The 19,247-nt window shown below is 43.4% G+C and carries 13 protein-coding genes and 3 pseudogenes; 10 read left to right on the top strand and 6 right to left on the bottom strand.

Annotated features, from left to right (window positions below; genetic code table 11):
* Nucleotides 1–2 precede the first annotated feature (2 nt).
* On the top strand, nt 3–1,505 hold the full coding sequence (gene selA, locus AB5706_RS17880; protein ID WP_368366236.1) for an L-seryl-tRNA(Sec) selenium transferase: 1,503 nt from the start codon (nt 3–5) through the stop codon (nt 1,503–1,505).
* Nucleotides 1,506–1,543: 38 nt separating this feature from the next.
* On the opposite strand, the gene AB5706_RS17875 is transcribed toward selA, so the two are convergent.
* Together AB5706_RS17875 and AB5706_RS23240 are read right to left on the bottom strand one after the other, a co-directional pair.
* Nucleotides 1,544–2,197 (bottom strand): L-rhamnose mutarotase, encoded by a 654-nt coding sequence (locus AB5706_RS17875; protein WP_118580077.1) that lies wholly within the window; start codon nt 2,195–2,197, stop codon nt 1,544–1,546.
* Between the two features lie 167 nt (nt 2,198–2,364).
* A complete protein-coding gene (locus tag AB5706_RS23240) occupies nt 2,365–2,517 on the bottom strand; it encodes a DUF6783 domain-containing protein (RefSeq protein ID WP_472515491.1) in 153 nt (50 codons plus the stop codon).
* Between AB5706_RS23240 and AB5706_RS23235 the strand changes: the two are divergent.
* Nucleotides 2,469–2,570, top strand: a pseudogene (locus tag AB5706_RS23235) (DUF6783 domain-containing protein); the annotation flags it as partial. The gene AB5706_RS23240 and the pseudogene AB5706_RS23235 overlap by 49 nt on opposite strands.
* A gap of 126 nt (nt 2,571–2,696) precedes the next feature.
* Nucleotides 2,697–4,034 (top strand): MATE family efflux transporter, encoded by a 1,338-nt coding sequence (locus AB5706_RS17855; RefSeq protein WP_173715596.1) that lies wholly within the window; start codon nt 2,697–2,699, stop codon nt 4,032–4,034.
* A 72-nt stretch (nt 4,035–4,106) separates the two neighbouring features.
* Here the strand turns inward: AB5706_RS17855 and AB5706_RS17850 are convergent, their stop codons facing one another.
* Complete coding sequence (locus AB5706_RS17850) at nt 4,107–6,542, bottom strand: GH36-type glycosyl hydrolase domain-containing protein (RefSeq protein WP_368366235.1); 2,436 nt, start codon at nt 6,540–6,542, stop codon at nt 4,107–4,109.
* 570 nt (nt 6,543–7,112) lie between these two features.
* Between AB5706_RS17850 and AB5706_RS17845 the strand changes: the two genes are divergently transcribed.
* The 4 genes from AB5706_RS17845 (at nt 7,113) to AB5706_RS17830 (ending at nt 11,619) form a co-directional block, all read left to right on the top strand.
* Complete coding sequence (locus tag AB5706_RS17845; RefSeq protein ID WP_118580086.1) at nt 7,113–8,141, top strand: LacI family DNA-binding transcriptional regulator; 1,029 nt, start codon at nt 7,113–7,115, stop codon at nt 8,139–8,141.
* Nucleotides 8,142–8,183: 42 nt separating this feature from the next.
* Nucleotides 8,184–9,536, top strand: coding sequence for a hypothetical protein (locus tag AB5706_RS17840; protein WP_148462812.1), 1,353 nt, complete (start codon nt 8,184–8,186; stop codon nt 9,534–9,536).
* Between the two features lie 233 nt (nt 9,537–9,769).
* Entirely contained in the window at nt 9,770–10,750 is a 981-nt protein-coding gene (locus tag AB5706_RS17835; RefSeq protein WP_148462811.1) for a carbohydrate ABC transporter permease, read from the top strand.
* Nucleotides 10,747–11,619, top strand: a complete 873-nt coding sequence (locus tag AB5706_RS17830) for a carbohydrate ABC transporter permease (protein ID WP_226814790.1) — start codon at nt 10,747–10,749, stop codon at nt 11,617–11,619. Before AB5706_RS17835 ends, AB5706_RS17830 begins: the two co-directional genes overlap by 4 nt.
* Before the next feature lie 188 nt (nt 11,620–11,807).
* Here AB5706_RS17830 and AB5706_RS23230 read toward each other — a convergent pair.
* Nucleotides 11,808–11,990 (bottom strand): annotated as a pseudogene (locus AB5706_RS23230) (DUF6783 domain-containing protein); the annotation flags it as partial.
* Here AB5706_RS23230 and AB5706_RS23225 point away from each other — a divergent pair.
* From AB5706_RS23225 to AB5706_RS17815, 3 genes and pseudogenes are all read left to right on the top strand, one after another.
* A pseudogene (locus AB5706_RS23225) lies at nt 11,922–12,080 on the top strand (DUF6783 domain-containing protein); the annotation flags it as partial. The pseudogenes AB5706_RS23230 and AB5706_RS23225 overlap by 69 nt on opposite strands.
* Nucleotides 12,041–12,679, top strand: a complete 639-nt coding sequence (locus tag AB5706_RS17820; RefSeq protein ID WP_148462810.1) for a trimeric intracellular cation channel family protein — start codon at nt 12,041–12,043, stop codon at nt 12,677–12,679. The pseudogene AB5706_RS23225 and the gene AB5706_RS17820, both read left to right, overlap by 40 nt.
* 24 nt (nt 12,680–12,703) lie before the next feature.
* Nucleotides 12,704–14,536, top strand: a complete 1,833-nt coding sequence (locus tag AB5706_RS17815; RefSeq protein ID WP_148462809.1) for an ABC-F family ATP-binding cassette domain-containing protein — start codon at nt 12,704–12,706, stop codon at nt 14,534–14,536.
* A gap of 136 nt (nt 14,537–14,672) precedes the next feature.
* On the opposite strand, the gene AB5706_RS17810 is transcribed toward AB5706_RS17815, so the two are convergent.
* Both AB5706_RS17810 and AB5706_RS17805 read right to left on the bottom strand, forming a co-directional pair.
* Nucleotides 14,673–16,400, bottom strand: a complete 1,728-nt coding sequence (locus AB5706_RS17810) for an ammonium transporter (RefSeq protein ID WP_148462808.1) — start codon at nt 16,398–16,400, stop codon at nt 14,673–14,675.
* A 330-nt stretch (nt 16,401–16,730) separates the two neighbouring features.
* Complete coding sequence (locus AB5706_RS17805; RefSeq protein ID WP_148462874.1) at nt 16,731–18,830, bottom strand: glutamine synthetase III family protein; 2,100 nt, start codon at nt 18,828–18,830, stop codon at nt 16,731–16,733.
* Nucleotides 18,831–19,247: the final 417 nt, after the last annotated feature.

The raw sequence follows: 19,247 nt of genomic DNA, 5'->3' as shown, positions 1-19,247 counted from the left end.
AATTGTTTCGCAGACTACCCAAAATTGACAGGCTTATGGGAATGGAACTGACGAAAGAACTGACGGAACAGTATGGGTATCGTGCAGTACTGGAAGCTGCCAGAAAGGTGGAAGAGCAGCTGCGGGATGCCATGCGTCAGCAGATTTTGGCGGAAGAAAAGCCAGCTGTGTTCCTGGATATATCTGGACTATCAGACCAGAAGGATGGCTTACCAGTAAAGCTGTCTGATCGGAAGGTTTTGTCTGAGACAACATTAGATTATACAGAGTATGTTTTGCAGGAAATGAAGAGACTGCTTGCGTGCAGAAGCCAGAGGCAGATGCAGCGGGTGATCAATGCTACCGGTGTGATCCTTCACACAAATCTGGGAAGAGCGCCCCTTGGGGACAGACTTGTGTCTGAGCTTATACCTTTGATGACCGGATATACTAATCTGGAAATGAATCTGGAAAATGGGAAGAGAGGAAGCAGATATGATCATTTTGCTGAAAATCTCTGTAAACTGACTGGGGCTGAGGCTGCCATTGCAGTGAATAATAACGCGGCAGCAGTGTTGATCATGCTGACGGCGCTGGCATCTGGAGGAGAAACCGTGGTTTCCAGAGGAGAACTTGTGGAGATTGGAGGGAAGTTCCGGATTCCGGATGTATGCAGCCAGAGTGGAACGATGCTTGTGGAAGTGGGGACTACCAACCGGACTTATCTGGAGGATTACGAAAATGCAGTGACAGAGAATACAGCTGCTTTTCTGAAAGTGCATACCAGCAACTATCAGATTACCGGTTTTACCCATGAAGCAGAGCTTGCGGAACTTGCAGAAACAGCACATAACCGCGGAATTCCCCTTCTGGTGGATCTTGGAAGCGGAAGCCTTGTGGATATTGCCTTTTATGGAATCGAGCCTGAAAAGACCGTACAGGAGCTTTTGAAGAAAGGCGCAGATATTGTATCTTTCAGTGGCGATAAACTTCTGGGCGGGCCACAGGCGGGAATATTGGCAGGACGTAAAGATTTGATCGAAAAGATTTCCCGGCATCCTCTCATGCGGGCGCTGCGGATCGATAAGTTTACAGCTGCGGCGCTGGATAAGACGGTAAGTATTTATCTGGATGAAGGTCAGCTGGAGAAAGAGATTCCGGTTTATGATATGATGAGTCGAAGTGCAGAAAAACTTAAGCGGAATGCATTATGGCTTATGAGTGAACTGTTGGCCGATGATTCTGAATATGAACTTGCAGTAACCTCTACACGAAATCCTGTTGGCGGTGGTACTACACCTGGAAAAACACTGCCTGGAGCTGCATTGCAGATAAGAAGCCTGAATGGAAGTGGATTTTCCGCTCAGGAAATCAGTGATCGCTTACGGAAACTGGATACTCCGGTTATTGGTCATATTGTAGACGACTGGGTCTATCTGGAAATGAGAACCATAAGGACTGGCGAAGAATTGGAGATTCTCAGAAAAGAATTGAAATATGATCTGTACAAGAAAAACCCTCAATGATCTTTGAAAATCATTGAGGGTTTTGGCATATTATGATTTTATTTCCCTATATGCCATGCTAGTCTTACACTTGCAGAGTGGACTGTTCCTGTGAGCCAGTCGCAGTCATTGGTGATCCAGTCCATGATGCCAAGTTGACGGGTTTCCCAGGCAACGGTAGCTTCATGGGCTTCCGGTGTTTCTTCAGTCTCCATAGTGGTGTCGATCTCGTCGTAGCCGAAAATATATCCGCCTGCGCTCCAGATGCTGAAGTTGCTGTCAGGACCCGGGTCAATTCTGCCCTCTCTCGCGGCAACCAGTCCGTCATGTCTTGCCTTATATTCTTCCTCGCAATCAGGTTTCAGTCTGGTCATGAACATTCTGTGGCGGATCAGCTCTTTGTTTTCGCGGACAACACCGAAATTGTGGTACATCAGACGCATGTTTTCGCCAGGGGTGGAGATCCAGGTGAAGGTGTGGTCAATTCTGGAAGTGAGAGCCTGGATGCTGGCTTTTTTCTCTTCTGAAAATTCGTTATTTTCGTCTGTTTCGTAATATCCGAAAATCAGGGAATCACAGTTCCAGATGCTGAAATTATGTACCTTTTCCTGATCCAGAAATGCAGTCAGATCTGGCCAGATCTCTCCTAATATCTGGCGGTATTCATTTTTTTTCCCTTTTTTGATTTCCATAGCAAAGCTGTGTCTTTCCATAAGAAAAATCCTCCGTTTTATAAAAATAAGATATTGTGTATATCTGGTGTTTCAGTTTTGAATCCTGTTGGATAAATATCAATCGAAAAAAGGACAGATTTACTGCTCACGGAACGTTACCAGTAAACAGTAATAAGGATAGCATAATTTCTCAGATAAATCCACCCTTATATTGACATTCGGCATGTACTTATATACAATAAGAGGACTGGCCTGGAGCAGGTTTGAAAAATCATTCCCGCAATCTGCATGCCTTGCTTTGCAGTATATTTTGCCTGAATTTGGTCTGCGTAGCCCGTTGCGACGTCCCATCTGGACAAAATTTCCTACAAATTGTGATGCATATCTTGCAGAAAATCTTTTTCAAACACGCTCTAAAAAAGAAGGCGACAGAACAAAAAGGGTTACTGGTCACGGAGTGAACCGTAAACGAAAAGGTTTAATTACAGAAGAGAGGGGATTGTTTTTGGAAAAAGAAGTAAAAGTTCAGGAAAATAAAATGGGTGTGATGCCAGTGGCAAAGCTTCTGCTCACCATGTCTGTACCGATGATGATTTCCATGCTTGTCCAGGCACTTTATAATATTGTGGACAGTATGTTTGTGGCGAAATTAAGTGAGAGTGCACTTACTGCAGTTTCACTTGCGTTTCCGGTGCAGAACCTGATGATTGCAGTGGGAACCGGTACTGGTGTTGGTATCAATGCGCTGGTGTCGCGCTCTCTTGGGGAGAAAAAGCAGGAGTATGCCAACAGTGCTGCAAATAACGGTATTTATCTTGCAATTTTCAGCTTTATTGGATTTGCAATTGTTTGTGGATTTTTTGCACCTGCTTTTTTCAGGGTGCAGACTACGGATCCACAGATCATGGAATATGGTGTGGATTATGTCAGAGTGATCGGAATTATGTCCTTCGGCCTGTTTATCCAGCTGACCTGCGAGAAGCTTCTGCAGTCTACAGGGAAGACGGTTTATTCCATGGCAACACAGCTTCTTGGCGCTATTATCAATATTATTCTGGATCCAATCATGATTTTTGGTTTATTTGGATTTCCAAGAATGGAAGTAACAGGAGCAGCCCTTGCCACTGTTACCGGACAGATCATTGCAGCAATTGCAGGTGTGATCGTGAATATGAAGCTGAATAAAGAGCTTCATATTTCTCTTGTGAAATATAAGATTTCCGGTGATGTGATCCGCAGCATTTACAGTGTAGGCTTCCCATCTATTATTATGGCGTCTGTTGGTTCTGTTATGACATTCGGAATGAATAAGATCCTGATGGGCTTTACTTCTACTGCAACGGCGGTATTTGGCGTGTATTTCAAGCTGCAGAGCTTTATTTTTATGCCAGTGTTTGGACTGAATAATGGAATGGTTCCCATTGTTGCTTACAACTATGGTGCCAGAAAACCGAAACGTATTACGAAAGCAATTAAGCTGAGTATTATTTACGGAGTATGTATTATGCTTGCTGGTTTCGCTGTATTTCAGCTGTTTCCGGGAAGCCTTCTGGGAATTTTCAGCGCCTCTGACGACATGATGGCAATCGGTATCCCGGCACTTCGTACCATCAGTCTCAGCTTTCTGATCGCAGGATTTTCTGTGGTTGCATCTTCTGTGTTTCAGGCACTGGGACATGGTTTTTTAAGCCTTGCGGTGTCTGTGCTGCGTCAGCTGGTAGTGCTGCTTCCAGCTGCATTTATCCTGTCAAAAGCTGGTGGTCTTGGAGCCTGCTGGTGGTCCTTTCCCATTGCAGAGGTGTTCTCAGGAGTGATCTGCTTTGTGTTTATACGATATGCGTATAAGAAAGAAATTCATCCGCTTTACGAGAAATAAAACAGATAGGAAGACAAGAGCCCTCGGAATTTCGGTTCCGGGGGCTCTTGCTAAAATTAGTAATATTTATTTTTATTCCATATGCACTGTCACATGATACTCTGTCTTTCCATCCTCAACAGGTACCACATTTCCATCCACATGTCTGCCATCAACCTCCAGGTAAGCTACACCCTTTTCCACATTATTCGGATTCTTAACGTCGAAGTAATAGGTGGCACCGCGGAAGCGGCGGGTGAGGGTGAAGTCACCGAAGCCCTCCGGAATACACGGATCAATGGAAAGGCCGTCATAGGATGGCTGCACACCCAGGATTGCCTGGGAGAGGTTCACGAAAGTCCATGCGGCTGTTCCGGTAAGCCAGCTGTTCTTTGCCTCACCGTGGCGGGCTGCGTCACGTCCTGCGATCATCTGGGAATAAACATAAGGTTCTGTACGATGGATTTCGCTAATGTTTTCAATATAAGACGGGCAGGTCTTTTTATAAATTTCAAAAGCACGGTTTCCTCTTCCGATAACAGTTTCGGCAATGGAAATCCATGGATTGTTATGGCAGAAGATTCCGGCATTTTCTTTGTATCCTGGCGGGTAGGAAGAAATTTCACCAAGGTTCAGGTAATATCTGGTGTAAGCCGGCTGGTGAAGCATAATACCATATTTGGTATCCAGGCGCTCTTTTACAGAATCAAGAGCTTTTTTTGCCAGACCTTCTTTCACGCCAATGCCAGCAATGATACAGAAGCCCTGCGGTTCAATGAAAATCTGTCCCTCTTCGCATTCGTGGGAACCAACCTTCTGAGAGGTGGCGTCATAAGCACGAAGGAACCATTCTCCATCCCAGCCAGCGTCAAGGACTGCCTGGTACATTTCTTCAACAGCTTTCTGCGCGATAGCAGCGTCCTCCTCTTTTCCAACACGTCTGCAGATCTCTGCAAACTCATTTCCATATTTTACATACATACCTGCAATAAATACAGATTCTGCAACTGGTCCCTCAGATGGTCCTGTGGTCTGGAAGGATTCACCAGGCTCATTGGAAAAGCAGTTCAGGTTCAGACAGTCGTTCCAGTCAGCACGTCCGATGAGAGGAAGCTTGTGTGGTCCAAGATGGGTGCGGCTGTATTCGAAGGAACGGCGGAGATGCTCAAAAAGAGGAGCTGCTTTTTCCATATGGCAGTCAAAAGCAACCATTTCATCCAGAATGGAATAATCTCCAGTTTCCTTTAAGTAAGCGGCCACAGCGGCAATCAGCCACAGCGGATCATCGTTAAATCCGCTTCCGATATCCAGGTTGCCCTGCTTGGTAAGCGGCTGGTACTGATGATAAGCACTTCCATCTTCGAACTGGGTTGCAGCAATGTCAAGGATTCGTTCTCTTGCACGCTCCGGGATCAGATGTACAAATCCAAGAAGATCCTGGCAGGAATCACGGAAGCCCATTCCACGGCCGGTTCCGGATTCATAGTAAGAAGCGGAACGGGACATGTTGAAGGTTACCATACACTGGTACTGGTTCCAGATATTTGCCATACGGTTTACGTGAGGATCCTTACTCTCTACATGATAGCGGGAGAGAAGATCATCCCAGTAAGTATTCAGGATGGCGAAAGCTTCATTTACCTGTTCGGAAGTTTCGAATTTCTCCATGATCTTCTTAGCAGGCTCTTTTTTGATCACGTTTAAAGCTTCCCATTTGTCGTCTTTTGGGTTTTCACAATAGCCAAGAAGGAAAACATATTCTTTTTCTTCACCAGGTGCCAGAGAAACATTGATCTGCTGGCTGGCAATGGGATACCATCCGCTGGCAACAGAATTGTGGCTCTTGCCTTCCTCTACAACGATTGGAGCATTGTTGCCGCGGCCAAGTCCTAAGAACTCATCACGGCTGGTGTCAAAACCGTCTACAGGAGTATTTACAGTGAAAAAGCTGTAGTGATTGCGTCGTTCGCGGTATTCGGTCTTATGGTAAATGGTGCTGCCGATGATCTCAACTTCACCGGTGCTTAAGTTTCGCTGGTAGTTGGTCATGTCGTCCACAGCATTCCAGAGGCAGAATTCTACATATGAAAATAACGAAATCTCTTTCACTTTATCTGAATTGTTTCGCAGAGTCAGTTTGTTGATCTCGCAGGCTGTGTCAACAGGGACGAATGCAAGAAGATCAGCTGCCAGGCCGTTTTTCTCACTGTGGAAACGGCTGTAGCCAAGTCCATGGCGGCACTCATAAACATCAAGAGGAGTGCGGGTTGGCATTGCACCTGGATTCCATACGGTATCCCCATCTTTGATATAGTAGTATTTTCCGTTGGAATCTACCGGGATGTTATTGTAGCGGTAACGAGTGATACGGAGCAGCTTTGCATCTTTATAGAAGCTGTAGCCGCCGCAGGTGTTGGAAATCAGTGTGAAGAAATCCTGGGAGCCAAGGTAATTGATCCATGGCAACGGGGTATCTGGTGTTGTAATAACATATTCTTTATTGACGTCATCAAAATGTCCGAAATTCATAGTGGATCTCCTTTGATAAATTTTATTCTTGCTGAATTCTTTCTAATTGGTTGATTGCTATTCGTGATTTACATCAGGGTGCATTATTTTAATTTTCGAAGCTGCATAGTGATCTGCGCTTATATAAGTAATAATGTTTTGCAAATGCAATGAGTAGTTTCGAAAAAATCAATTGGATTGAATTGTGAGATAATTAACACACGAAAACGAATAAGTAAAGGCAATAAGAAATAAAAGTAAAGAATAATGGTATATATTTGTTCTTAGTATAATAGAAAGACTGATTAAAAGCAACATAAAAATTACAGTAATAATTAAATCTATTATATATTACAAATCAGAGATTTAAAACACGAAACTTTTCGCGAAAACATTTCGAAAAGAGCTCTTATTCACGATTAAATTGTTAAAAACACAAATATCCAAATTGTGCAATAGGTAGAATGACGTGAAAACGCACAAAAAACGCCAGAAACCACTTGATTTTTTGTGCACTAGGGGGTACTATAAGCTTACGAAAACGATTTAGAGATGACAGGAAAGAAAAACAGGAAAGAATGAGGCAAGCATATGGTTTCCATGAAAGAAATCGCAAAACAATGTAATGTCTCAGTCGCCACTGTCAGTAAAGCATTAAATGGTTACTCCGATATCGGAGAAGAAACAAAAAACTACATATTAAGAACGGCTTCAGAGATGGGATATCTTCCCAACTCATCGGCAAGAGCTTTGAAGACGAAGCGAACCTTTAATCTGGGAGTTTTATTTGTGGATGAGGCCCGAAGCGGTCTCACACATGATTACTTCAACAGAGTACTGGAAAGCTTCAAAAGCACCGCAGAAGCGAAAGGCTATGACATTACTTTTACAAGCGGAAATGTTTCCGGTAAAAGGATGACCTACCTGGAGCACTGCAGATACCGGGGCGTGGACGGAGTAGTAATGGCCTGTGTGGATTTTACCGCAGAAGAGGTTCAGGAGCTTCTCCTTTCAGACATTCCGGTGGTGACCATCGATCATATCTGTGATGGAAGGATATCGGTAGTATCCAACAACATCCAGGGAATGGAAGAACTTGTTACCTATATATATAAGAAGGGACACCGCAAGATCGCTTACATTCACGGAGATGACACATCGGTTACCAAGAATCGTCTGGGAAGCTTTTACCGGACCCTGCAAAGGCTGGGTATTGAAGAACCGGATGAATATGTAAAACCGTCTTTTTACAGAGATGCTGATCTGGCAGGTGAGAGAACCGGTGAACTTTTGGATTTGAAAGATCCGCCAACCTGTATTCTCTATCCTGACGATTATGCAGCGATGGGAGGGATAAACGAGATACGGGAAAGAGGACTTCGGATACCGGAAGACATTTCAGTAGCCGGGTACGATGGAATCAATATCGCCCAGGTTCTTGAACCCAAGCTGACAACCCTTTGCCAGGATACAGCGGCAATCGGAAGGATAGCGGCAGAAAGGCTGATTGAGCTGATTGAGCACCCGAAGACAACAGTTATTGAGAAATACACAGTGGATGGAACCCTTTTTAAAGGTGCTTCCGTGAAAACTTTGTATCCATCAAAAAATTTCAAGTAGTTATTAAAAAAATTAAAAGATATAATTAAAGGAGGAAGTAACATGAAGAAAAAAATGGTGAGCGTATTATTAACAGCTTCTATGCTGGCAGGAATGACATTATGTGCAGTCCCGGTTATGGCAGAAGATGCAGAAACACCGGAAAACGAAGTTACCGGTGACGCTTCCGCAGATGATTCCTTTGTAGTATGGGGATGGAACGATGATATCAAGAAGATCCTTGATGGACCATTCAAAGAGGCTTATCCAGATGATTATGAAAGAATCGTATTCGTAAACACAGGCGGATCTGATTATTATCAGAGCAAACTGGATCCTGTACTTGATGATCCTTCAAATGAGTTATATCCTGACATGATGGGTCTGGAAGTTGACTATGTTCAGAAATATGTAAACAGCGACTGGGTACAGAATGTAGCAGATCTTGGAATCACAGCTGATGACTATGCAAACAGCTATCAGTACAATCTGGATCTTGGATCCGATGTTGATGGAAACGTAAGAGCTCTGTTCTGGCAGGCAACTCCTGGATGCTATGCAGTTCGTGCAGATCTGGCTGAGAAATATCTTGGAACAACAGATCCGGCAGCTTTAGCTGAGAAATTCAAAGATCTGGATACCATTGTTGCTACAGCAAAAGAAGTGAATGACGCTTCCGGTGGAAAATGCAAACTGTTCTCCGGTTATGATGAGATCAAACGTAGCCTGACCGGTTCCAGAACCCAGGGCTTCTATGATGAGAACGATAAGATTACAATTGATGACAACATCAAGACATATATGGAAACAGCTAAGACTCTTTATGATGAAGATCTTACCTTCAACACAGATCAGTGGAGCGCTGACTGGAGTGCAAACATGAGTGGTGATGGCGTTGATTCTAACGCAGCACTTGCTTATATGGGATGCCCATGGTTTGTATACTGGAGCTTAAGTGATGCTTGGAAAGGCAACACAATCCTTGTTCCTACCCAGACAAAATGCTATTGGGGCGGCACAGGACTTGCAGCTACAACAGATTGTGCAGATACCGAGCTTGCAGCTAAGATTATGAAGTTCTTCACATGTGATGAAGATGGAATGGTTGCAATCAACGCTCTGAACTCTGACTATGTAAACAATACAGCAGCTGTCAGCAAGATCATCGAGGCTGGTACATCCGCAGATGGAAACGGCTATCTGTATCCAGACGCTGGACAGAACTTCATGGAGTTCTTCCTTCCATTAGCAGACGGACTTGACGCTTCTATGGTAACAGCAGAAGACCAGCAGATCCTTTCCCTTATGGATACTCAGACCAAGGCTTATGCTACAGGCGAAAAAGACCTTGATACTGCACTTGCAGATTTGACTGCATCTATCCATGATACATTCTCTTACCTGAGCGCAGAATAATGTGGCTTAAGAGTTTGCAGAGTCAATCATAAGTAAGTAGTGAGTGTGCTGCTTCTTCCCCAAAGAAGGAGCAGCACATTCTTATATAAGCGAGCAGCTGCTTTTGCTATAAAAAAGCAGAATGACTGCCAGTGGCAGAGGAGGATGGCGCAGAAGCCCAAAGGGGCAGGTACTCCCGCCAGTGTCAGGCATTCTGCCTGGGAAAAGCAGGCAACTTCAGACAGGAGGCTGTTATGAATAAGAAAAAGAAAAAAATGATCGATTATGGAAGGTATGGCTACTTCTTTATTGCACCGTTTTTTATCACTTATCTGGTGTTCCAGCTGTGGCCACTGATCAATACTTTCTATTATAGTACCTTAACCTACTACAAACGTAACGGACGTGAATTCATGGAGTTTGCAGGACTTCAGAATTTTGTAAATATCCTTGGTATGGCTGCAGGAGAGAGAGGTTATGTACTCAGCTATCTGAAAAATACCCTTGTAATGTGGGGCTGCAACTTTGTTCCTCAGATTCTGGTTTCCCTTCTTCTGGCTGTATGGCTGACGGATGAGAAGGTTAAGGTGAAAGGAACCGGTGCGATGAAGGTTATTGTTTACCTTCCAAGTGTTATCACTGCAGCTTCCGTTTCTGTACTGTTTAAATCTTTATTTTCCCAGTACGGACCAATCACCCAGACGTTGAAGGACTGGGGCGTTCTCAGCAAGAACTTCGATTTTATGTCCAGCGTAGCAGGAAGTCGTGGGCTGATCTCCACAATTCTGTGGTGGATGTGGTTTGGTAATACGACCCTGCTTCTGATTTCAGGCGTTCTTGGCATTGACCCGGGACTTTTTGAGGCTGCTGATATTGATGGTGCAACAGGCTGGAAAAAATTCCGCTACATCACTTTACCGCTTTTGAAACCAATTATGCTGTACACACTGGTTACCTCCGCAATCGGTGGTCTTCAGATGTATGATATCCCAGCACTGTTCAACGTTCCGGAGACCGGACTTGTTGGTCTGCCAGATGATAAGACTACCACAATGGCCATGTATATTATGCGTTTGTACAACAGCGATGTTGGAAAGGCAGCAGCCGTTTCCGTAGTACTGTTTATTATCACGTTGGTTGTCAGTCTGATCCTGTTCGCAACTATGAGCGACAGCGAAGACAGACGTATGAAAAAAGAGCAGAAACAGCGTAGAAAGGCAGGTGGAAGATCATGAGTAAAGCCGCAACAGCAGACAGCTACAGCAAGAATATGTTGCATCAGAAAGTCTTCCGTACCATTATTTGTATTTTATTCTGTATCATTGCACTTTTGCCATTTGTTCTTCTGGTTATGAACGCAACAAGAGATTCTGAGTCTATCAAGGCTGGTGTTTCCCTGATTCCGTCCACACACCTGATCGAGAACTGGAAAAACCTGATGATCAAGCAGAACGGTATGCAGATTACTTTGCAGAAAGCGATCATTAACTCTGCAACCATTACGATTCCTGGAACCTTCCTGTCAGTTTACTTTTCATCTCTGACAGCTTATGGTATCCATGTATATGATTTCAAATTCAAAAAATTTGCATGGGCATTTATTATGGCAGTTATGATGGTACCAAGTCAGATTTCCATCATCGGTTTCTACCGTTTCATGCTGGATCTGAAGCTGATCGATACATACGTTCCGCTGATCATTCCTACCATTGCAGCTCCAACTGTTGTTTTCTTTATGAAACAGTATATGGAAAGTACACTTTCTCTGGAGATGATCGAGGCAGCCAGAATCGACGGTTCAAAAGAGTGGAATACCTTTAACAAAATTATCCTGCCGATTATGAAACCGGCAGTTGCCACACAGGCAATCTTCCAGTTTATCGCACAGTGGAACAACCTGTTTACACCTACCATTTTGCTGACAACAGATTCCAAGAAAACACTTCCTATGTTTGTACAGCTGTTGAGCTCCAACCAGTTCCGTACTGACTATGGTGTAGTTTATGTAGGACTGTTTGTTACCATTATCCCTCTGGTTGTTGTATACCTGGTACTTTCCAAGTATATTGTCGCAGGTGTTGCACTTGGCGGTGTTAAGGGTTGATGGCGTGTATGAAAAGCATTTGATTAAGAAAAATATTAAAAGAGAATAACATGTACAGCCAGGGGAGAAATCTTCTGGCTGTATTTCTGCGCTTTTTTGAAAAAATAATTTAGCACCACTGAAATTTATTAAGAATTTTGGTATTTTCAGGTGGCAAACGGAGAATTATATGTTATACTGATTTGGTGTCATTTATTGGAACAAGCAGCAAATTTTTTGCGAATTACATAGAGCGTATCTGAAAAAATCATTCCCGCAATCTGCACGCCCCACTTTGTAGGAGATTTTGCCCGAATTCAGTTGCCGTAGCCCACTACGGCACCCTCATCCGGACAAAATCTCCCACAAATTGTGACGCACATCTTGCAGAAAGCCTTTTTCAAACACGCTCTAGGATAAAATTGGGCGAGGTTGTTGTTTTATGGGTTATCAGGAAACAATCACATTTATTTTGGAGATGATTGGAACTATTGCATTTGCGGCGTCCGGTGCACTGGTGGGATCGGAGCAGAAGATGGATATTTTCGGAGTTTCGGTTCTTGGGGTGATCACTGCAGTTGGCGGTGGTATGATTCGTGATGTGACGCTGGGAATTACTCCTCCGGGAGTTTTTCAGAAGCCAGTATATGCGGCTGTAGCAGTGCTCACTTCAGTGCTGGTGTTTTTTCTCCTTTATTTTAAAAGGGAGATGCTGAAGGGAAATGTTGCTTATGATAAAGTAATGCTGGTGATGGACTCTGTAGGACTTGGGATATTTACTGTGGTTGGCGTAAATACTGGAATCCGCCAGGGGTTTGCAGACAACACGTTCCTGTTGGTATTTGTGGGAACCATCACCGGTGTTGGCGGTGGTTTGCTCCGTGATATGATGGCAGAGGTGCCGCCTTATATTTTCGTAAAGCATATTTATGCATGTGCATCCATTGTAGGAGCTATTGTTTGTGTGTATACATACCGCTGGTTTGGAGTGGTGTTCTCCCTGATCTTTGGATCCGCAGCAGTGATCTTGATGCGGTATCTGGCTGCACATTACAGGTGGAACCTGCCGAAATTAAAATAAAAGGTAGCTATTAGAGGAGTACTTATGATTAAAGCAGAGAATTTATCCTATTCTTTTCCACATAAAGAGTTATATAATAAAATTTCATTTACCCTGGAGGATGATGTGCATTGTGCCTTTATCGGAACCAATGGAACCGGTAAGAGTACACTGGTGAACATGATACTTCATCCGGATAACTATTTATACGATGGAAAGCTGATCGTGGATGTACCTGGAAGGATTGGGTATGTCAGTCAGTTTTACACCGTTGAGGAAGAAAAAGAGATTACGGTATTTGATTATATCAGTGAAGAATTTGTAAGGCTTCAGAATAAGATCAACCAGATCTGCGAGGATATGGCAGCTACAGATCATCTGGAGGAGCTGATGGAGGAATATCAGCAGACTTTAGATGAATTTAATGCCATTGACGGTGACTTTTACGAAAGTAATATCCGCAAGCAGCTGAAAACAGCGGGGCTGGCTGGGTATGAAGACCAGATTCTTACAAATTTAAGCGGTGGAGAGTTCAAGCTGGTGCAGGCTATCCGTGAGATGATGATCAGCCCGAAATTTATTATTATGGATGAGCCAGATGTGTTCCTGGATTTTCAGCACTTAAATGCACTTCGGAATCTGATCAATTCCCATAAGGGAACATTGCTTGTGATCACCCACAACCGCTATCTTCTGAATCATTGCTTCAACAAGATCCTCCATCTGGAGAATACGGAGATGCAGGAATTTGATGGCAATTATGTGGATTATAATTTTGCACTTTTGCAGATGAAAATTGAGCAGCAGGAGCTGGCTGCGGCGGATATGGAGGAAATCGAGCGTAACCGCAAGATTGTGGAGCGTCTTCGAAACAGTGCTACTGCCATTGACAGTGCTACAAGGGGTAGAAGTCTGCATGCGAGAGTTTCCCTTTTGGAACGTCTGGAAGCGAGAAAAACAAAGTCTCCATTTGTGGATATTAAGCAGCCGGAGATTGTATTTCATGCAGATGAGGTATTGGATGCGGAATTTTCTGGTGAAAATCCGGAAGAATCTTTGGAAAGTGAAAGAAGGTCCGGGCAGGGAGATACGAATGCGGAAAATGCAGCTGAGAAGATAGTGTTAAGTGTAGAAGACTATAATGTGACCTTTGACCGGGAGATTATGGAACATGTTACCTTTACTCTTCATGCAGGGGATAAGGTTGCAATTGTGGGACCAAACGGTACTGGAAAGACGACCCTTCTTCGTGATATTATCAAAGGAGAAAACCCGGCAATCCGTCTTGGCGAAAATGTTAAGATGGCATACCTTTCCCAGATGCATGGGGAGGTATTTGATGAGAAGGCCACTGTCCTTAAGAATTTTGAGGATGCAGGCTTTGATACCGATGATCAGGTGACAGCTTACCTGAAAACCTATGGTTTTGAGGAAGAACTGATCTACAGTCCGGTGTGTGATCTGTCCGGTGGAGAAAAGAATCTTCTCCAGCTTGCGAAGATATCCAGAACAGGTGCAGGTCTGCTGCTTCTGGATGAGCCAACCAGTCATCTGGACACATATTCCCAGCTGGCATTGGAGCAGGCAATAGAGAAATACAATGGAACAGTGCTAATGGTTTCCCATGATTTTTATACCGTAGCCAACTGCATGGATTATGTGCTTCTCACAGAGGACAAGGGTCTTCGCAGGGTAAGTATGCGAAAATTCCGAAAGATGATTTACGCCGATCACTTTGATAAGGATTACCTGGAATATGAGCAGAAGAAAAAAGAACTGGAGAATCGAATAGCTTTTGCACTTCAGGCAGGCAAGTATGAGGATGCGAAAAAAATTTCAGAAGAACTGGAAAAACTTTTGCAGAAATATAATGGATAACAAAATATTTGTATAAGAAGCAGCAGTGACGGACATATGTGCCGGAAACGTATAAGAAAAACAGCCCCCGGAAAAATTCCAGGAGCTGTTTTTAAATAAGGGAAACAAAAATATAGTAAGCTGTCAAAATAATTTATTACTCTTCGTGAGTATCCTGCAATGCCAGGTAACCTTCCTCGCCGGTTCTGATCTTGACAACGTTTTCGATGTCGTATACGAAAACTTTTCCATCACCGATCTGACCGGTATGAAGAACTTTCTTGGCGGTTTCGATAACCTTCTGAACAGGAACAAGGCTGACAACAATTTCAATCTTGACTTTCGGAAGCAGATTCATATCCATTTCAACGCCACGATAGTAAGCCGGAGCCCCTTTCTGGACACCACAGCCAAGAACATTTGTAATGGTGATTCCGGTTACACCGATTTCATTCATAGCCTGCATAAACTCTTCCAGCTTGTTCTGACGGGTAATGATAACAACCTTTGTAAGCTTATGAACGCCGTCTGCTGGGATTTCCGGAATGAATTCAGCTGGAGCAGAAGGTCTGGGAGTAACGGTAAATTCTCTGGAAGTTCCCATAGGAACAGGAACAGAAGCAACAGCATCGCGAATAGCAAATCCGTCATAAGCACTTGCAAGACCATGTTCTTTTATATCAAGACCCTGGATCTCCTCTTCAGCAGATACTCGAAGTCCCATAGTATGTTTGATAATCTGGAAAATAATTGTCATTGTAACTGCAACCCATGCAATTGTGATAAGCATTCCGGCAAGCTGTACACCAAATCCGTGGAAACCGCCGCCAACAAGAAGACCTTTCCAGCCTGTACCAGCTCCATCGGAGAAAAGACCAACTGCGAGAGTACCAAATGCACCGTTTAAACCATGAACACCAACAGCACCAACCGGGTCATCCACTTTTAATACTTTATCAATAAATTCAATACCAAATACTACGACAAAACCAGCTGCAATACCGATAATAGCAGCGGATGCAGGAGATACGGTATCACATCCTGCAGTAATTGCAACAAGACCTGCAAGAGATCCGTTTAGGGACATGGACACATCTGGTTTTTTATAACGGATCCATGTGATCATCATAACAGTTACAGTTGCAACTGCAGCTGCAAGGTTTGTGGTAACGAAGATTTTTCCTGCACTTACAATTGCATCACCTTCCATGGATACAGTGGAAGCACCGTTGAAACCAAACCAACAGAACCAGAGGATAAATACACCAAGTGCACCGACTGTCAGGTTATGACCTGGAATTGCTTTTGATTTTCCGCTTTTGGAATATTTTCCGATACGTGGTCCAAGAATGATGGCACCGATAAAGGCGGCCACACCACCTACCATATGTACTGCACAGGAACCTGCGAAATCATGGAAGCCCATCTGGCTGATGAAGCCGCCGCCCCAGATCCAGTGACCGGAAATCGGATATACTACAAGGCTGATCATAAGACTGTATACACAGTAGGATGAGAATTTGGTTCTCTCAGCCATAGCACCGGAAACAATTGTAGCGGAAGTAGCACAGAAGACTGTCTGGAAAATCAAGAATGCCCAGAACGGAACTCCGTCAGGAAGCATTGCACTGCCATAATTTGCTTCTGAAGCGATACCGCCGATTCTTCCGAAGAAGCCGTTTCCTGCACCGAACATGATTCCAAAGCCAACCAGCCAGAAAGCCGGAGTACCGATACAGAAATCCATCAGGTTTTTCATAATAATGTTACCTGCATTTTTTGCTCTGGTGAAACCTGTCTCCACCATAGCAAATCCGGCCTGCATAAAGAAGACCAGCGCGGCACCAACAAGTACCCAGATCGTGTTTACTGCTGAATAATCCATAATAATTTCCTCCCTCTTTTCGCACTTTTCGAAATATTTCGAAAAACACGTTTTTAAATATCAAAAAGCGCGAAAGAGAAAACAAACTTGTTTTTCCTTTCGCGCCTTTACGATCATGGTATATTGTCTGCGTCTGCAGAAATATTCAGTTGTAAAATAAATATGTAAAACAGGGGATATCCGTATCGTGTGATTAATGGATGAGGAAATCGATAATGAATTATGAAGTAGAGTTTCATAATAGATATCCCCTGTATTTACCTGTGTGAGAAACAAATTCCAAAAACAGGAACAGTTTCTGTCATTTAGAATTCTCCTCTGTAAATCTGATCAGATATAGAAGAGAAGTTTTCCATATGTAGGATATGGAAGCAGATCATCCGGAATGAGAGTTTCAGCTGCATCAGCAGATTTTCTCAGTTCTTCCATGTCCTCAAGTACTTCGGCCTGATACAGTTTTGCATTTTCCAGAACATCTTCAGTTGCTCTTGCTTTTGCTGTATCAGATTTCAGCTTCTCAAGACCTTTTGTCATAGCATCCTGAAGTTCAGAAAGCTTAGTGATAAGAGCAGTTTCACTCTCACAGGTGATTCCAGGAACAACAGATGCTTTCAGGCTTGCTGTGCTTGCAATTTCTTCAATATAAGACATAACAGATGGAAGAAGGTCTTTCTGAACCATTTCAACCATTGTGTTAGATTCGATGTTGATGGTCTTGGAATAGTTTTCAAGCCAGATTTCATAACGGGAGTGCAGCTCTTCGCTGGTAAAAATGCTGTGTTTTGTAAACAGGTCGATATTCTTCTGGGCAATCCACATTGGGAGAGCATCCGGGGTAGATTTCAGGTTGTAAAGACCACGTTTTTTAGCCTCTTCAATCCACTCGTCTGTATAACCGTTGCCATTGAAGATCACACGTTTGTGTTTCTTAATAGCTCTCTTAATCAGTTCATGAACTGCATGTTCCATATCTTCCGGAGCTACACCATCAAGCTCTTTTGCAAACTGGTCAAGAGCTTCCGCAACAGCTGTATTCAATACAATATTCGGGTTTGCAACAGAAGCAGCAGAACCAAGCATACGGAACTCGAATTTGTTTCCGGTAAATGCAAATGGTGAAGTACGGTTTCTGTCAGTATTGTCTTTTACAAAGTGTGGCAGAACAGTTGCTCCGATATCCATCTGTACAGCGCCGTGAGAAGTAAAGTAAGTATCATTTTCGATAGATTTCAGAACTTCGGTAAGCTCATCACCAAGGAAAATAGATACAACTGCTGGCGGAGCCTCGTTGGCACCAAGTCTGTGATCGTTTCCGGCACTTGCAACGGAGATACGAAGAAGATCAGCATATTCATCAACTGCTTTAATAACTGCCATTAAGAATACCAGGAACTGAATGTTTTCGGATGGTGTTTTTCCAGGATCCAGAAGATTTACGCCATCATCTGTAATCATGGACCAGTTGTTGTGCTTACCACTTCCATTGATTCCCTCAAATGGTTTTTCGTGAAGCAGGCAAACCAGATCATGTTTGTCAGCAACCTTTTTCATGATTTCCATTGTCAGCTGGTTGTGGTCAACGGCTACATTTGTGGTATCAAATACAGGAGCCAGCTCATGCTGTGCAGGAGCAACCTCGTTATGTTTTGTTTTTGCAGGAATGCCAAGCTTCCAGAGTTCTACATCAAGATCATGCATGTAAGCTGCAACCTTTGGCTTCAGAGTTCCAAAGTAGTGATCTTCCATTTCCTGTCCCTTAGGAGCAGGAGCACCAAGTAAGGTACGTCCGCAGAATACAAGGTCTTTTCTTTCTTTATAAAGTTCCTTTGGAACCAGGAAGTATTCCTGCTCAGGTCCTACTGTTGTGGAAATATGTTTAATTCCCTTGTTTCCAAGAACGTGAAGCATGTTTACGGCTGCTTTATTTAAGGTATCCATAGAGCGAAGGAGAGGAGTCTTTTTGTCAAGTGCCTCACCACTGTAGGAACAGAATGCTGTGGGAATGTAAAGAGTTCCGTCTTTAATGAAGGCTGGTGATGTTGGATCCCATGCTGTGTATCCTCGTGCTTCAAAAGTAGCACGAAGACCGCCGGATGGAAAACTGGAAGCATCCGGTTCACCCTTTACAAGTTCTTTTCCGGAGAAATCCATGATTACCTGTCCATCGCCTGTTGGGGAAATGAAGCTGTCGTGTTTCTCAGCTGTTACATTTGTCATAGGCTGGAACCAGTGTGTATAATGAGTAGCACCATTTTCGATTGCCCATTCTTTCATGGCTACTGCAACGGAGTTCGCAACATCAAGCTCCAGATGAGTACCATTTTCGATGGTCTTTTTCAGTGCTTTGTACATGTCCTTAGGTAATTTACTGCGCATAATCCTGTCGTTGAAAACAAGACTTCCATAGATTTCGGGAATATTCTGTGTCATAACGGATACGCTCCTTTCACTTTTCATGTCTTTCTTCATCCTTATTTTTGATAAAAGAAAAAGGCGCCTTGGATACATTTCTGTATTCCAAAGCGCCTTTGCTTTATGTTCTGTAGTATACTCAAAAAAAACCAGATGTCAATAGTTTTTTTGAAAAAAATTCTAAAAAGATTTTGCGGTTGGCTGAAAAAAGTTCTTGTTCAAATTAGGATAGGCATACTTGACAAATAGGTTTCTTCCATTATAATTTTTGTTCAGAGCTAAGCAAATTTACAGCTAGTACATCGAATATTAAGTAACTGCCATATTGACTTGTCTGATTTTTCATCTGCTGCGCCTACGTCGGTCGCCGTAGCCACCGCTACGCCTCCTTCCTCCGCCTTGCATATGAAGAAATCATCCTGCGTCAATATAGCA

It is taken from the genome of Ruminococcus sp. RTP21484sp1_RTP21277st1_D2_RTP21277_210401, from assembly GCF_040924225.1.
GTDB lineage: Bacteria > Bacillota > Clostridia > Lachnospirales > Lachnospiraceae > Blautia_A > Blautia_A faecis.
This window is presented reverse-complemented; position numbering and strand designations above follow the sequence as displayed.

What these genes read in the sequence shown, in the direction of transcription:
- AB5706_RS17805 (WP_148462874.1), bottom strand. Translation starts at nt 18,830, where the DNA reads ATGACACAGAATATTCCCGAAATCTATGGAAGTCTTGTTTTCAACGAC.
- AB5706_RS17845 (WP_118580086.1), top strand. Translation starts at nt 7,113, where the DNA reads ATGGTTTCCATGAAAGAAATCGCAAAACAATGTAATGTCTCAGTCGCC.
- AB5706_RS17810 (WP_148462808.1), bottom strand. Translation starts at nt 16,400, where the DNA reads ATGGATTATTCAGCAGTAAACACGATCTGGGTACTTGTTGGTGCCGCG.
- AB5706_RS17830 (WP_226814790.1), top strand. Translation starts at nt 10,747, where the DNA reads ATGAGTAAAGCCGCAACAGCAGACAGCTACAGCAAGAATATGTTGCAT.
- AB5706_RS17875 (WP_118580077.1), bottom strand. Translation starts at nt 2,197, where the DNA reads ATGGAAAGACACAGCTTTGCTATGGAAATCAAAAAAGGGAAAAAAAAT.
- AB5706_RS17840 (WP_148462812.1), top strand. Translation starts at nt 8,184, where the DNA reads ATGAAGAAAAAAATGGTGAGCGTATTATTAACAGCTTCTATGCTGGCA.
- AB5706_RS17835 (WP_148462811.1), top strand. Translation starts at nt 9,770, where the DNA reads ATGAATAAGAAAAAGAAAAAAATGATCGATTATGGAAGGTATGGCTAC.
- AB5706_RS17815 (WP_148462809.1), top strand. Translation starts at nt 12,704, where the DNA reads ATGATTAAAGCAGAGAATTTATCCTATTCTTTTCCACATAAAGAGTTA.
- AB5706_RS17820 (WP_148462810.1), top strand. Translation starts at nt 12,041, where the DNA reads ATGGGTTATCAGGAAACAATCACATTTATTTTGGAGATGATTGGAACT.
- AB5706_RS17850 (WP_368366235.1), bottom strand. Translation starts at nt 6,542, where the DNA reads ATGAATTTCGGACATTTTGATGACGTCAATAAAGAATATGTTATTACA.
- AB5706_RS17855 (WP_173715596.1), top strand. Translation starts at nt 2,697, where the DNA reads ATGGGTGTGATGCCAGTGGCAAAGCTTCTGCTCACCATGTCTGTACCG.